Annotated in this window: 14 protein-coding genes and 1 pseudogene; 12 read left to right on the forward strand and 3 right to left on the reverse strand. The window is 39.7% G+C overall.

Annotated elements, in window-relative coordinates:
• Positions 1–5 precede the first annotated feature (5 nt).
• From H5162_RS00675 to H5162_RS00695, 5 genes and pseudogenes are all read left to right on the forward strand, one after another.
• Positions 6–1,238 (forward strand): hypothetical protein, encoded by a 1,233-nt coding sequence (locus tag H5162_RS00675; RefSeq protein WP_182777349.1) that lies wholly within the window; start codon positions 6–8, stop codon positions 1,236–1,238.
• A 124-nt stretch (positions 1,239–1,362) separates the two neighbouring features.
• On the forward strand, positions 1,363–2,337 hold the full coding sequence (locus H5162_RS00680; RefSeq protein ID WP_182777351.1) for a YafY family protein: 975 nt from the start codon (positions 1,363–1,365) through the stop codon (positions 2,335–2,337).
• 78 nt (positions 2,338–2,415) lie between these two features.
• Entirely contained in the window at positions 2,416–3,513 is a 1,098-nt protein-coding gene (locus tag H5162_RS00685) for a cell division protein FtsZ (protein WP_182777353.1), read from the forward strand.
• A gap of 80 nt (positions 3,514–3,593) precedes the next feature.
• On the forward strand, positions 3,594–3,887 hold the full coding sequence (locus H5162_RS00690) for a cyclic-phosphate processing receiver domain-containing protein (RefSeq protein WP_182777355.1): 294 nt from the start codon (positions 3,594–3,596) through the stop codon (positions 3,885–3,887).
• 58 nt (positions 3,888–3,945) lie between these two features.
• A pseudogene (locus H5162_RS00695) lies at positions 3,946–4,660 on the forward strand (SIR2 family NAD-dependent protein deacylase).
• Between the two features lie 208 nt (positions 4,661–4,868).
• On the opposite strand, the gene H5162_RS00700 reads toward H5162_RS00695, so the two are convergent.
• Complete coding sequence (locus H5162_RS00700) at positions 4,869–5,756, reverse strand: LysR family transcriptional regulator (RefSeq protein WP_182777357.1); 888 nt, start codon at positions 5,754–5,756, stop codon at positions 4,869–4,871.
• A gap of 103 nt (positions 5,757–5,859) precedes the next feature.
• Between H5162_RS00700 and H5162_RS00705 the strand changes: the two genes are divergently transcribed.
• The gene (locus H5162_RS00705; protein ID WP_182777359.1) at positions 5,860–6,975 is read left to right on the forward strand and encodes an FAD-dependent monooxygenase; all 1,116 of its coding nucleotides are present in this window, start codon (positions 5,860–5,862) and stop codon (positions 6,973–6,975) included.
• A gap of 162 nt (positions 6,976–7,137) precedes the next feature.
• Positions 7,138–10,059, forward strand: coding sequence for a TonB-dependent receptor (locus H5162_RS00710; RefSeq protein ID WP_182777361.1), 2,922 nt, complete (start codon positions 7,138–7,140; stop codon positions 10,057–10,059).
• Here the strand turns inward: H5162_RS00710 and H5162_RS00715 are convergent.
• Together H5162_RS00715 and H5162_RS00720 are read right to left on the reverse strand one after the other, a co-directional pair.
• Positions 10,056–10,412: a ribbon-helix-helix domain-containing protein gene (locus tag H5162_RS00715; protein WP_145242060.1), complete on the reverse strand. Its 357-nt coding sequence runs from the start codon at positions 10,410–10,412 to the stop codon at positions 10,056–10,058. The two genes, H5162_RS00710 and H5162_RS00715, sit on opposite strands and share 4 nt — an antisense overlap.
• 21 nt (positions 10,413–10,433) lie before the next feature.
• On the reverse strand, positions 10,434–10,991 hold the full coding sequence (locus H5162_RS00720; protein ID WP_182732110.1) for a DJ-1/PfpI family protein: 558 nt from the start codon (positions 10,989–10,991) through the stop codon (positions 10,434–10,436).
• 641 nt (positions 10,992–11,632) lie between these two features.
• On the opposite strand from H5162_RS00720, the gene H5162_RS00725 reads away from it, so the two are divergent.
• The 5 genes from H5162_RS00725 (at position 11,633) to H5162_RS00745 (ending at position 15,578) form a co-directional block, all read left to right on the forward strand.
• Positions 11,633–12,559 (forward strand): GGDEF domain-containing protein, encoded by a 927-nt coding sequence (locus H5162_RS00725; protein ID WP_182777363.1) that lies wholly within the window; start codon positions 11,633–11,635, stop codon positions 12,557–12,559.
• Between the two features lie 17 nt (positions 12,560–12,576).
• Complete coding sequence (locus H5162_RS00730; protein WP_182732111.1) at positions 12,577–13,293, forward strand: Sir2 family NAD-dependent protein deacetylase; 717 nt, start codon at positions 12,577–12,579, stop codon at positions 13,291–13,293.
• 127 nt (positions 13,294–13,420) lie between these two features.
• The gene (locus H5162_RS00735; RefSeq protein ID WP_145242054.1) at positions 13,421–14,218 is read left to right on the forward strand and encodes a response regulator; all 798 of its coding nucleotides are present in this window, start codon (positions 13,421–13,423) and stop codon (positions 14,216–14,218) included.
• Between the two features lie 272 nt (positions 14,219–14,490).
• Entirely contained in the window at positions 14,491–14,907 is a 417-nt protein-coding gene (locus H5162_RS00740; RefSeq protein WP_182777365.1) for a hypothetical protein, read from the forward strand.
• A 134-nt stretch (positions 14,908–15,041) separates the two neighbouring features.
• Positions 15,042–15,578 carry a hypothetical protein gene (locus H5162_RS00745; RefSeq protein WP_145242050.1) on the forward strand — a complete coding sequence of 179 codons (537 nt, stop codon included), beginning with the start codon at positions 15,042–15,044 and terminating at the stop codon, positions 15,576–15,578.
• The last annotated feature ends 14 nt before the right edge of the window (positions 15,579–15,592 follow it).

The following is a 15,592-nucleotide window of genomic DNA, read 5'->3' on the forward strand; positions in this document are numbered from 1 at the left end:
AATATATGTTAAAAAAATTAACAGCTGTACATTTTATTGAAAAGAAAGATGAAGATAAGAAGCTTAAAGAAATTAACGCAAAAAGCAACTTATGGGAAAGCGGCGATTGGAGTGTTTCAGAAGCTAGAGCCCAAGAACTTGTTGGCGGGAAAATATACATTCATAAGGCGCAAAGGTTACCATCACATAAAGGTGGAACAGTCCAATCCTATGAAAAAGTAAGTGATACAAGATTTAAATTTGTCTTCGTTGCCGAGGAAGGTTGTGAGAATGTGACAGAGGTCAATTGGCCTGCAGGTGAAAAAAAGTTTATATGGAGTGAAGTGCCTAATTATTATGTGATTGGTAGCAAATATGGCGGAAATTCGAACTCATTTAAGGATGTTTTACCTTTAATGATAAAGAGTAATGTTATTGCTGTTGGTTTTAATTTCTCTGAAGACATGAGTGAGTTTTTGGGGAAATCACAGAATGAAATCGTTGAGTATTTGAAAAATAAAAATGAGCCTAAAGAGTCGTACTCTACATTAAAGCACTTCTTGAGTTTAAAGCCTGGAGATCTTATTGCAGTAAAACTACATAGTGCCCCTCAAGGAAATAGACCTAGATTAGTTATTGGTGCTTATGCTGTTGTAAAAGGCATTGAAAAGCCTCTTTACCGTCATTCAGCTGAATTGGGTCATACAATAGAAGTTGACTTTATAGATACTGAAATTAATTATGAAGTTCCGTTTGGATATGGTGGAACAATTCATAAAATAGAGAGCGTCGACCGAATAAATGCTATCTTTTCACATTATTCTGCAGAAGCAGCGACATCAGAGGAAGTAGAAGTATCTGATGTTACAGATATTGATGATGTTTTAATTTCTAGATCAGCAAGATATATATCTCGTAGGGTACACAATAGAATACAAAAAAAATTACTTCATGAATTAAGAAATAAATATGGTATTAGTGCGGTTAAGCCCGAGGTTAATTACATAGATATTCTTGTAGAGCTTGAAGATAAATATATTATTTTTGAAGTTAAATCTTCACTTTCAGCGGAACGATGTATAAGAGAAGCTCTAGGCCAAATTTTGCAATATGGTAGTGAGCTTTCAAAGACTACAAATAAGACTATTGAATATGTTGTAGTTGGACCTAATACAATCGATGATTCTGCAGAATCATATTATAAATTTGTAGTAGAAAATATTTCAATCCCTTTAAGTTATACTTCTTTTAGCGCATAGCGCTTATGATGGTGATAAATTTAAATTTCTCGCCATCATAACTCAATTTATTGGCAAAATTTCATGTTTAGTTTTGCTTTATTAAAGTAGGAAGATTTTAACCTTAAACTTGATTAAGTCATTAATGAATTCAAATCGTCATTTATTTATTCTCGAGCTTGTGCCAATGGGGCCAAGCTCTATCTCGACCCAACAGCTGCAGCAAACACTGATTGAACGTGGCTTTAAACTTTCATCTAGAATGCTCCAACGCGATCTACAATCACTCCACGAGCAAGGCTGCTTTGGTCTTGAAAAAGACACGCGTAGTAAGCCTTATGGTTGGTCTATTAACGCGCAGTGGCGGGGTAATCACTCAAAAGTAATGAGCAGTGAAGTGGCTGAGCATTATTTATTGTTGGAACAGTTACTACCACAATCGATACCTAATGAGATTAAGCAATCAGTCCAACTAAAAGCAGAGCAGGCGCTTAAACGTTTTAATGGCTATGTGCCTGATTGGCTTTCAACCCTGCCAAAACCTTCTTTAAAAGTAAATATTGATAGTCAATTGGTTGCGCAAATTGAGCATGCGATTAAACACAAACGTGCTGTGAGTGCTGAGCTATATAGGGTGCTTTATGATGAGGCGCACTGGTTAAAATTTACTGAATTGAGTTTTTATAACTTAGTTGAGCAAGGCGGTGTTTTAATGGTGCAGTTTATGGTGGGGCAACTTCACGATAAATGCTACCAAATGCCGGTTTACCGTATTCGTAATGTGCAGGTACTGCAAAAAACACGACGTGAGCCAACTGCTGAACAATTAAAATCGTTACGCAGTGCGATTAACAAAGGCATGACGCAATCAGCTATTGAGTTAATTGTTAAAGTGCCCAGCCACTCGGCGGTTAATCAAGGTTTTATTGAACTTGGCGAGCTGACTGACAAACAACATATTAATGATAAAAGCGTATTACTCACCTACCAAACTATTGATACCGAGCAACTAAACGATGAGCTATTTAAATGTGCTCATTGGCTCGAGGTTATAAAACCTGAGCGTATCCGAAAAAGAATCATTACAAAGCTTAAAGCTGCTACTACAAACTACCTCTAATGACCTTAGCTAGTCTGGGTGCGTCAAGAATTGACGCACCTGTTTGCTATGCTTCTTTTAAAGATGAAAGGAGTGGTTATGTTTCAATTAATTGAGCAGCAAGATGGTTTATCTATTGGTGTATTTGGTATTGGTGGCTGCGGCTGTAATACGTTAAATAGTATTTATGAGCAGCGAGAGAGTAAGCAGGCTAAGTTATTTAGTGTTAATACCGACAAAGTGGTGCTCGAACATACACAAAGTGATGATGCCGTGCTTATCGGTGCTGAGTTAACTCATGGTTATGGCGCTGGGGCCGATCCTGAGGTTGGCCTGCAGGCTGCTCAAGAGAGTAAAGAGCAACTGTTAGTATTAATAAATAGCTGCGATATTTTATTGTGTGCAACAGGGCTTGGTGGTGGCACCGGCACTGGCGCAAGCCCATTTATAGCGCAGCTTGCGCGTGAGCAAAATAAACCAGTGATATTTGTAGCGACATTGCCTTTTAGCAGTGAGGGGCAGTTTAGAAGCAACATAGCGCAAGCAGGGCTGAATACCTTAAAGGAGTATGCTAATGCGGTGATCACGTTACCTAATGATCAACTTATTGAAGTGTTAGGTAATGATGTTGGCTTGTTTGATGCCTTTAAACACAGCAACCAAATATTGCATTCATTAATAAAATCGTTAATCGATATGCTGTGTTATCAAGGTTTGATTAACGTTGATTTAAACGACTTTGCTAAAATTATGGATTGCCAAGGCGATGCCGTATTAGGTGTAGGCAAGTGCGATCTTGAAGATGAACTTGCAAACGCGCTTGATGGGGCGCTTAATAATCCGCTGGTTAACCAAGTTGATATGTCATCAAGTACCGGCGTTATTGTGCAAGTAAACTGTAAAGATGAGATTTCACTGGGTAGTTATAATCTCATCACCGACACGGTTCGCCAGCAAGTTAGCCCTAATGCGTTAGTGATCTGTGGTGTGTCTAAAATTGAGAGCTTAGCAACTAATTACGAACTGCTGATCATAGCAACGGGTGCTAGCGCGAAGATGCTTGTTGAACCTAATGATAAAGCGCCTAATAGTGAACTAAAAAAGCCAGAAGCTGTAATCTCTAAACCTCAAACTTCAGATATTTTTGATATACCCGCATTTATTCGTAATCAAGCCCCGCCGCCCTCCGGGAAATAACGGTTATTCACTATTTGTACTTAAAGGGTTGTTAGCTGTTGTTTTCAGAGTCTGAATACTTTTTTAAGTGGTATAAATCTATGAACGTATATTTAGATGATGAGAGGGAAGCTCCAGCCGGTTGGTTACGAGCCTATTGGCCCGATGAAGTGATTAAACTTTTGAAGACCGGTAAAGTAAAGCAGCTCAGCCTTGATCATGATTTAGGAAATGATACTAAAGGCACTGGCTATGATGTTTTACTTTGGATTGAGCGGTCAGTGTTTATTGATGGCTTTGTACCACCAGCAATAACCGTTCATTCAGCTAATAGCTCAGCACGCATAAAAATGGAGCGCGCAATTACACAAATTAACTTACTGGCTAGAAATTAACAGGGCTCTAAATGCTGCAATAACGAGTCGTAAATCTTACAATTAAACAGGATTATTTATGACGATATTATATATTACTGGCGCAGGTGTAAGTGCAGCCAGTGGCATCCCAACTTTCCGGGGGCAAGACGGTTATTGGACCATTGGCAGTAAAATTATACACCGATGAAAATGGCCACTCGCGCGATGTATAAATTTAATCCTCACGAATTTTTAGCGTGGTATTACCATCGATTTACGACTTATAGAGATTATGGGCCAAATGAAGTACATAAATGGCTTAGTGATAAAAATGTGAACACCCAAAATATTGATGGGCTTGATGGTAAAGCGGGTAACAAAAACTACATCGCTATTCATGGTCGCCTTGATCAAATGACTCTCTATCAAAAAAATGGTTTGCCAGAACCAATAGCCGCACCGTGGCATAAAGTTGATGAAAGCCGCTTAAACGATTCGTTATTGGAGCTGTTTAACATTGAAAACAAAAATCCGAAGGTGAACCGTTCGTTTAAACCGTATGTGTTGTTATTTGATGAATACTACACTGAGCTTTACCGTTTTCGTGAAGCTAAACAACGCATGCTTAATGCAGATAAAATGGTGTTTATTGGTACCTCTTTTAATGTTGGCATTACCAATATGGCGCTTCAGATAGCAGCAGAGTATAACAAGCTAGTTGAAATTGTAGATCCTGATCCTGTGGCGCTCTCAATTGGAAACATCACATATAAAAAATGGCGGCAATCGACTATATACAAAAAATGGGATGATTTCTGTTCGTCGCACAGGGCAATTAATTAGTAAATGATTAATTGCCCTGCGGTGAGGATAATCAAACCATTTAGTACTTTTTGGACAGAGGTTAAACGCCTCGATGATTTGAGTTTTAAAAGTTATCTTTAGCAAACCAGAGTATGAGGGCTAATACTTTCCTTCTTCTAGCTTACTTGTACATCTAATTCTAACTGCATTGATATCTTAGGTAAGCTCAATGCATTTAGACTTTAAGAATTCTAAAAATACTTTTACCTTTTCTAGCGGGTATTTCCTGCCTGCATAAAATGCGTATAACACCAGATCTTCTGGTTCATGGTCGAGTTTAATATTGATCAATGAGCCGTTGCCTATATCTTCTTGGCATGCATGAGTGGGTAAAATGGCATAGCCGAGTCCTTTTAGTGCAGCGGCTTTGGCCATGTTGCCACTGTTTACTTTAAAATTAGATTTTACTTGCACTGCTTGTTGTTGTTTAAAACGCCAAGGCATACCTTGCAGTACTGATAAGCTAGTAATACAAGGAACTTTACTTAACTCATCTAGCGAGCGAGGCGGTGGCGCATTGTTTATCAGTTGTGGCGCGCCAACAATGCAACTGGGCCAGCGCAGCAGTTCTTTAGCAATCCAACCTGAATCGTCCAATGGCCCACGGCCAAAGCGTAGCACCAGATCAAATCCCTCTAACAAGCCTTTGGTTGGATTTAATTGCGTATCGCAACTTAGTTGTATTTGTGGATGCACAGAGCAAAACTCTGCGCTTATTTCGGCTAAAAAAGGCAGATCAGGCATGATGATTTTAAGATGCCCGGCAAGAGAATCACCATACACAGACACCTCTTCTAGCGAGTCATTCATTGCTTGTATCAGTGGGGTGATAGATTGATAAAGTTGTTTTCCTGCAGCCGTTGCAATCATTTTTCGGGTGGTACGTTGTAATAACCTTAAATTAAGTTGCTTCTCTAATAACGCGACATGGCGGCTAACATTAGATGTAGGCAATTGCAGTTGTTCGGCTGCGAGTTTAAAGCTCAGTTGTTCATATACGCACTGAAAGCTGAGTAACCACTGAAGTTCGATTTTATCAATCATTAATTAACTCAAAATATGGGATTAATAACGCAATTATTACTAATTTATCTTAAAAAATGACTTTGTGATAATGGTTATTCAGTTAATTATTGAGGTAAAGAATATGAACAGCAAGCGAATTGCCATTGTGGGTGCGGGCATCGGGGGAATAGCGCTGGCCATTCTTGCAGCACGAAAAGGTTATCAGGTGAACATATTTGAGCGCGATAGTGAGATTTCCTCTATTGGTGCTGGGGTAACGTTATGGCCGAATGCAATGTTTGTGTTACAGCAAATGGGCTTGGATAAACAGATCCAAGCGCTGGGCGGTATGCCTTTGTTTATGCGTCTGTGTGATCAGCATGGCACTGTGCAAAGTGAATTTGATATTGCAAAAGTAAATACACTCAGTGGTTTTTCTAGTATCAGTATATTGCGCCGTGATCTTATGAGTGTGCTGGGCCGCACATTAGCTGATTTAGGGGTAAACATACATTTTAACAGCGCAATAACCGTATCAGAGATTGCTCAACTAAAACAAGATTTTGATTTAGTTGTGGGTGCTGATGGGCGGATGAACTCGGTGGTAAGGCAATTCTTATATGCTGAAAAAATCACTCCTCAGTATCAGGGGTTTATTAATATTATTGCTATTAGCCAGTTAAAACCGGGCACTTTAGATAATGTGATCCATGATTTTCGCGGCCGTGGCGAGCGCTTTGGTATTGTGCCTGTTAAAGCAGACCTTTTTTATTGGGCTGCGGGTTGGAGTGCAAATATTGATAAAGCGCGGCCGCTATCTGCTTGGTATGAAGAAATGCACCAACGCTTTTTAACTTGGCCAGATGCGGTACAGCAGGTGCTTAAGTCTTATGATAAAAACTCACTGAAGCGAATATTTGTGCACGATATTGACCGTTTGCCATATTGGCATCAAGGTAATGTACTGATTATGGGAGATGCGGCTCATGCTCCTTTACCTACTTCAGGGCAGGGGGCATGTCAGGCGCTAGAAGATGCTTGGCATCTTGTACGGGTGTTAGAAAAGTATGATGATTTAGAGCACGCCTTAACGGCTTTTTATCAACAACGCATAGATAAAACCTCAGCCTCTCAACTTGTTGGTCGGCAAGTTGCGCAGAAAATTTTCACTACAGCAGCTGACACTAATGAGACAACAGCGCTAGGTATCTCTGCCCAGCAGTTAGTAACGTTATGGATGCAAGGTTTGAGTAATTAACCTATCGAGCTCTGTTATTTAGGTACGAGGAAGGCTACTTATGAGGTGGTTATTTGTTCGCTTATTCAGTTACTTGTAAGTTGTGGTTAACAATCCATTAAGTCTGGCTGTGTACAATTGCCGCCTTTACAATTGTTAACCAGTAATGGACTCGTACATTCAATGTCAACCTCAACGTGTTACTCGCCTTTAGCAGCATCGCTGCGTTTTTCAGTTATTAGTTTATCGGTTTTTAGTGCTATGAATGCGGCGGCTGCCGAGCAATTAACAGGCACTCAAACAGAAAAAGATATGGAAGTGATTGAAGTGCGAGGTATTCGCTCTAGCATGGCTGAAAACTTAGCGGTGAAGCGTTTATCGAGTTCTGTGGTTGATGCCATTACCGCTGAAGACATTGGTAAATTCCCTGATAAAAACGTGGCTGATTCATTAGCCCGTGTGCCGGGTGTAGTGATTGAACGTGAAGGCGGTGAAGGATCAACGGTAAGTATTCGTGGTTTATCGTCTGATCTTACTTACACGCAGTTAAATGGTAATTTTATTGCCTCGTCACCAGGAGAACCATCTCGTTCATTTGATTATGCTTTACTCCCATCAGCGATGATCGCAAGCGTTGAAGTATTTAAATCACCTGAAGCGCGACTAGATGAAGGTGGCGTGGGTGGTACAGTGTTAATGCGTAGCCGCAAACCACTGGATATGGATGCTAATTCGGGCGTTTTTAATGTTGAAAGTACTTATGCAGATGTAACGGAAGATTATGAACCTCAGTTTACTGGTTTGTATTCATGGAAAAACGATAGCGATAGCTTTGGTTTTTTACTTGGCTATACCCGTCAAGAACGCACCAACCGTACGCTATCTGGTGGCACAGATGCCAATGTTTGGCGTTACACAGGTCAGCAAGCCGTTGATATAAATGGTAACGAGGTTGATAACAGTAATGACTGGGGCGCAGTGACTGATGCCAACGGGCAACGTTATGAGAATATATGGTTTCCGCAGGTGGTGCGCAGCTCTGTTGTGAATGAAAAACGTGAACGTGAAGGCATGCAGTTTTCGACTCAGTGGCGACCAACTAATCGCATTGAACTAGGTTTTAATTACTTTGGCTTTAGTTTAAAGCAACAACGCAGCGACTCGGTTGTTGATATGCCGGAATGGGCGTTAAATCCTGACTTTTTAACAGGTATTACACTTGATGAAAGTGGCACAATTGTCAATGGCATGGACTATAGTGCCATGGCCAGTGGCGTTGAAAAAGATATGCAATTGCCGTGGTTGCGCGGCAGTTATGTGGATGAAGAGTCAACCTCTGATACTTTTGATTTTAACTTAAGCTACGAAGGCGACAACTTTACAGCACGCTTTGTCGTCGGTAAAACTAAAGCTAAAGGCGGGCCAAAAGAAAGTTGGCAAGCAGCGTATAAAAGCTCAAACGCGGGTGAGGGGCAAAGTAATATTGAGAACGCCTCGCAAAGTGCCGCTTGGTCAATCAGTGATGACCGTATTTCGATGCTGATAGACCCAAATACACTCAATAACTTACTCGCAGGTGTTGGCGGAGGTCGTGATGCAGGATCATCGAACTCAAGTTTTGTACGTAGCACCTTAGAAGAAAAGTACTACCAAGGCGACGTTGATTTTTATGTTGATTGGGGCATATTGACCACCATTCGCACTGGTGCAAAATACCGTGATGCATCACTGCATCGCGAAACGGGCAACAACTTTTTCCTTGATCCGAGTTTTGATATTGCCGCAGGCGAGGCAAGCGCAGGGGGTATCACGCAATTTGATAGCTATCAATGGAATAATGGTATGCCACAGGCACAAGATGTGTTTAATGTGGAAGGTGAAAGCAATATTGCTGGTGGCTTTAATATCAATTTAATGCCAACTATTAATTGGGATAAATATCGCGATTATATTTACAGCAACTACGTGCCGTATACTCGAATTGAAGATAACTTTGTCTATGATATTGCCGAGCAGATCAGTGCGTTTTATTTACAAGGTGATTTTGAATACAGTGATATACGCGGTAATTTTGGTGTGCGCGTTGTACAAACCAAGACTCGCAGTGCTTCAACCGATCTCTATACCTTTTTATTGGATGAAACCGATGACGAAACGGGCGAGCAAATCACCGGTGATGATCGTTTAGTTGAGCAATACCAGTTGATCACGCAGCAAACAACAGACACCCACGTATTGCCGAGTTTAAATATTGCGTGGGATGCCAGCGATGATGTGGTGATCCGTGGTGCGCTTGCTAAAGTGATGTCGCGCCCCGATTACGGCGATTTGGGTAGTCAACAGCGTATTACTTATGTGTCGGACGAATGGGCAGATGATCGCGCCGCTTTTAATGAACAACCCGGTTTTAGTGGCAGTGGTGGCAATAAAAATTTAAAAGCGTTTGAGTCAGTACAAGCCGATTTATCTCTTGAGTATTACTACGCGCCAGGCTCTGCATTAGGTGTAGCGTTATTTCATAAACAGGTCGATAACTTTATCGTGCCACTGGTGATTGATTTACAGCGTGAATTTGCAGGGCAAGCAGGTCTTTTTGATGCTGGTACTATTAGCATTTCCCCGTATAGCACCGTAGGTAATGGTACTGATGCGGTATCAAAAGGGGTGGAAGTGTTTATTCAACACGCCTTTGATAGTGGCTTTGGTATTTACGCAAACTACACGTATAACAACACCAATCAGGCCGATGTAACAGTTGCAGGTGAAAAGTTAGCAGAGTCGCCATTAATAGGCAGTGCTGACTATCAATATAACACCTCCGTTTATTATGAAGGGGATAGTTTTAACATTCGCGCTTCGTACAATAAACGAGGTGAAACGGTGCTCGGTATTAACAGTGGTTTAAATGTCTACCAAGACCCATACCAGCAAGTAGATGTAAATGCAGCATATAACGTTACCGATAACTTAAGCTTTACCGCAGCGGTAATTAACTTAACGCAATCGGAGTCGGTAACACGTTTGGGTAAAGATACCGATGCGAGGCTACTTAATACTAGTTATTCAGGCCGCCGTTATTATGCTGGGATTAATTACAGCTTTTAATTTGAAAAGTACCGGCTTTGCTCACGGTTGAGCACTTGCTGTACATCAACACTCGCCAATGGTTGGCTAAGATCACGACAGATCTCGCCATTGGCGATCAGCGCGAGATAACGTGAGCAACAAACTCTTAAAAAAGAGGTGAAATTGCTCACGTCATGTTTTGCTTGCAGGGATTCGCGATACAGTTTACAAATCATCTGATTAATACTCATGTTATCGCGTGCGGCAATTTCTTCTAAAGTGTGCCAAAAAAACTGCTCTAACCGAATTGAAGTGACGACACCATCAATACGTAAAGACTTCGTTTTATTACTCCATAATTCACTGTGAGCATTTATAAATAATTGGCACATGACCTTTCCCTGTAATTTTAGTTAAAACAAAGCGACAAACTGTTTTAACATAGCCGGATGCGCAGGCCAAGCTGGTGCTGAAACTAAATTTCCATCGGTAATTGCACCATCCATTGGTAACTCAACGTACTCGGCACCGGCCATTTTCACTTCTGGTTGGCAAGCTGGGTAAGCAGAGATTTTTTTACCTTTAATAACACCTGCGGCGGTGAGTAATTGCGCGCCATGACACACCGAAGCGATAGGTTTATTGTTATTTGCAAAATACTTAATGATCTCAATTACTTTAGCATTCAAACGTAGATATTCAGGTGCACGTCCTCCTGGTAAGTAAAGCGCATCGTAATCAGCGGCATTAATGTTGGCAAATGTCGCGTTGAGCGCAAAGTTATGACCGCGCTTTTCGCTGTAGGTTTGATCCCCTTCAAAATCATGAATAGAGGTGGCAATCATATCGCCTGCTTTTTTATCTGGGCAGACTGCATCCACATCGTGGCCCATTGCCATTAATGCCTGAAACGGCACCATATTTTCATAGTCTTCTACAAAGTCACCAGTGATCATTAGTACTTTAGCCATTTGCTGCTCCTTACAATTTGTTAATGTATTTACTGCTTGTTCAGTTAAACATGCTCACAGTAAGTAAGGGTAGTATGGGAATACTACAGCTTTAATTTATCAACTAATCGGTAATATCATGCTGCAATCGCTACGGTAAAAAATCAATAAATGCTCTGACCATATGTTTTTAAGGTTTTCTCGCTAGACTTATAAAAAACAAAATATAATTATTAAATGATACTTTTGAGGCTGCTTTTATCCTCTGCTTTAGCAATATTTCCAGTCTTACCGAGTCTGTTGCAACTTAGATAAGACTGAAGATTATTGTTAATGAGCAGGCGAATTTTTTATGCAATGAGGTGCAAAAACCTATTTGCTCAGCTTAGTAATACGAAGATGTTATCCGTATATAAGTTGACTTTTAGTAATTATTTCCTACTTTCACTTTTACAATGATCTTATGTCTAGACTATATTTGAACTGGTAACTGATTAATTATTTTAATTTTAGTGCAATCTTACAATCAGCTTTTGTATGCAAAGATTGCCTTCATTATTGAGAAGTGATGCACTGTATTGATGATTAGCTATTCTGATATGGCCGAACGAAAACTTATTATTAGGTTCTTTTCCGTAATAGGTACGGTGACAACGCTATGTATGGCAATAATCGCTTTGTTTAATAATCAATCTACTTTGGTTTACCCTCTATTAGGCTCATCAATTTTATTTGCTTCCCCTTTTTGCCTTGGTGATAGAGTTGAGATTTCCTCTTTAATTGTTCTGTATACTTTATATGCTTTAATGATTTATTTAGTACTTACAGGTGGGAGCCATGGCACTGGGCCGATTTGGATTTTTATTGTATCTCCGGTTACTTTTTTTGTGCGTGGTTTTAAACGGGGAATCATTGATTTAATTATTTTTGTAATTTGCGTAACTGGCGCCTTTTATTTATCGAGCTACTTTAAATTTTACAGCGGCTACTCGGTTTATTTTCCAATTCGCATTATTGCTTCTTTTATTATTGTTGCTCTGTTGAGTGGCTTTTATGAATATTTTCGGCAAATGTACAGCCATCGTTTGATTGAACTTGTTCAAAAAAATGAATATTTAGCGACTCGTGACCCTTTAACAAACCTACCCAATCGACGTTATGCAATGGAAGAGCTCGAGCAATTTGAAGCACAGCAGCAAACGGCGAGTATCATTATTGCGGATGTAGATAATTTTAAGGATATTAATGATCAATATGGTCACTCAGTTGGCGATGAAGTGCTAAAACACCTTGCTGAATTATTTGTTGCTCAGTTAAGTGAAAATGATATGGTGGCGCGCTGGGGCGGTGAAGAGTTTTTATTTTTTCTACGTCATAAAAATAAACAACAAGCGACACAATTTGCCAACGATATTCATCATGCTTTATCACAAAATCGTTTAGATATTGGTGTAAACCAGCTGGCTGTTACAGTGAGTATGGGGATCAGTAAATTAACCGCGGATGTGTCTATTGATAAAGCGATGCACAAAGCTGATGAATTGCTTTATCAAGCAAAGGAGCAAGGCAAAAATAAAACGTGTGTTTAGCGCTTATTGGGAACGCTATGAATACATTATATATAACAGGAGCCGGTGTGAGTGCCGCCAGCGGTATTCCTACCTTTCGAGGTGAAGATGGGTTTTGGACTATTGGTAGTAAAAACTATACGCCAATGGAAATGGCTACACGTGCTATGTATGTAAACAACCCGCGTGAGTTTTTAGCTTGGTATTATCATCGCTTTGCCACCTACCGTAACCATGGTCCTAACGAAGTTCATCAATGGTTGAGCGATAAAAACCTGATCACACAAAATATTGACGGGCTAGATGGCAAAGCAGGCAATAAAAACTATATCGCCATTCATGGTCGGCTTGATAAAATGACTTTGTTTCATGAGCAAGGTGATGATGTGAAAGCGCATGCGACACCGTGGGATAATGTAGACGAAAGCCGCTTACATGAGTCACTGCTTGAGCTGTTTAACATCGAAAACCAGCAGCCTGTGCTGGATCAATCTTTAAAGCCTTTTGTGTTGTTATTTGATGAATATTACACTGAGCTTTATCGTATTAGCGAAGCACAACAGCGGATGCTTGATGCCGATAAAATCGTTTTTATTGGCACTTCGTTTAGCGTTAATATTACTCAAATGGCGCTAGAAGTGGCACGCAGTTACGATATCCCAATCGAAATTGTTGATCCAGAACCTGCGCATGTTATGCATCGTAATGTTAATTATCATAAAATGACGGCATTAGACTATATTCAACGTAACTAAACGCGAGCTTGATACGCGCTTTATTTAGCAAAAAAGATCATAAAAAGCATAATCACGATGACTGTATTTTTGATTTTTACAAAAATAACCGTTACTAATTAAACATAGCAATACTGAAGAGATGTAAATGAAAGACTTAACAGCAATAGCCAATTTATCAATATTATTAGTAGAGCCATCAGATGTTCAGCAAAAGCTTATTATAAAGTCACTTACTCAATGCGGTGTTACACAAATAGAAACTGCTACTTCTCAAGCGCAAACGTTAACAATGCTGGAGAATTATCAGCCGGATTTGGTCATTAGCAGCATGTATTTTTCTGACGGTAGCGCTGATTCTTTATTGCAAAAAATCAGAGTAACCCCAGGTATTGAGCATCAAGCTTTTATGTTGGTATCGACAGAGCGCAATAAAACCTATCTTGAACAGTTAAGGCAGTCCGGGGTATTAGCTATTTTACCAAAGCCGTTTAGTGCTGAGGCAATTACGCGAGCGTTAAAGGCAACATTAGATATTATTACTGAAGAAGAAGTTGAATTAGAACATTTTGATGTAACGCTATTGCGTGTACTTGTGGTTGATGACAGTCGTTTTGCACGCAAGCATATTATTAGGGTCTTGGCTGGAATGGGAATACCGGCGCCTGTAGAAGCCGAAAATGGCAAACAAGCGATTGACCACCTTAATAGTCAATCATTTGATTTAATTGTTACTGATTACAATATGCCAGAAATGGATGGTAAAGAGCTAACGGAGACCGTAAGAAGCTCGAATGCTTACTCGCATATTCCTATTTTGATGGTGAGTTCTGAGGCAAACGACACTCATTTAGCTAATATTGCTCAAGCTGGTGTAGACGCCATATGTGACAAGCCATTTGAACCTGCCACAGTAAGAGAGCTGCTATTTAAAATAATGTCTTAGATATTAATGGCTTAATAGTAATCTAGGCTGCTATTAAGTCTCGTAATTAAGAAAAGTAATTCTGAACACTAAAAAGACATAGTTGTTGTCTTTGCTAATGAAGTCATGTTTAAGCGTCAATATTCATCAAATTACACTGGAAGTTGCAGGCAGTTACGATATCCTTGATATATGTTTGCTCCAGCGTCAGCGCAAATGTGAGTTATAAAGAATGCTGGTATTGCAGTGCTGCCAATAGCTAACTCCAAGTGTATGTAAAGGAATACGTTGATATGCAATACATTGGGTATACTACAATACTTGCCGTGATATTTATCAGTGGTTGCAGTGATATTAAAATAGAGAAGCAGTGCTTTGAGCCCATTCATTATCAAGCAAGTAAATTATTTCAAAGTAGTGAAATTCGTGTCGAACCTATATGGTTTGGCCATCCTCGAAACGACTACTTAAAAGATCACAACGTAGAGGGTCATCTCAGCCCTTACGGCGGGTTTGAAAAGATATCAGCCTCTAGTCAGCTTACTCTTACCGGAAATATATATAAGATAACGCCAAATATAGGTGAGCGTTATATTGGCAGAAATTCAGAGTATCTTTTATTTGAAGTCACAGTTGATGCAAAAAAGTATGTGATTTCTGATCAGATCCCTGAGCATATCCTGCTACCTTTACGGTGTTTTTTTAATTAATGCCGTGTCTATATAGATAATGTTATTTCGTTGGCTGCTAGTGGTGCTTATCTTGTCGCCTACTTGCATAGTTAAAAACATGGAAAGTCGTTGTTCAAAAATTTAATTTAATTTAAATAAGGAAATGTTTAACAATGAAGTATTTTAAAACCCCTGAATTTTTGCATGAAGTGTTTGGCGAAAAACAATCGATTTTAGAGATCACCGGTACTATTTTGTTTGCTTTAGTCGGCAGTTGGGTTATTTATTCGGTTGCGGAGATTAAACTCGATAATTGGCGAGCAATCTTAGCTTTTATATTAATTGCTGACGTATTAGCAGGATGTATTGCTAATTTCACTCTTGGTACCAATGAGTTTTACACAAAGCGTCCTAAAAATAGGCTGATTTTTATTGCCATTCACGTTCATATAATAGTGATTGCGTGGTTACTTTCACAGCCACTAGATACTGCACTGCTTATGTGGGCATATACGATAGTGGCAGCATCTGTTGTTAATGCGTTACATGGTAAATCAATCCAGGGTTTTATTGCTGCAAACTTAATGTGTTATGGCATCTTTTTGTTGATTTACTTATCGCTGCCAACGTGGTTTTTGATGGTGAGTCTATTTTTTATGATCAAAGTTTTATTTAGTTTTGCTGTTGATCACTATCGGCAATCAGCCTAGATGAATCCACTTAG

The organism is Pseudoalteromonas sp. SR41-8 (assembly GCF_014163915.1).
Taxonomy (GTDB): Bacteria; Pseudomonadota; Gammaproteobacteria; order Enterobacterales; family Alteromonadaceae; genus Pseudoalteromonas; species Pseudoalteromonas rhizosphaerae.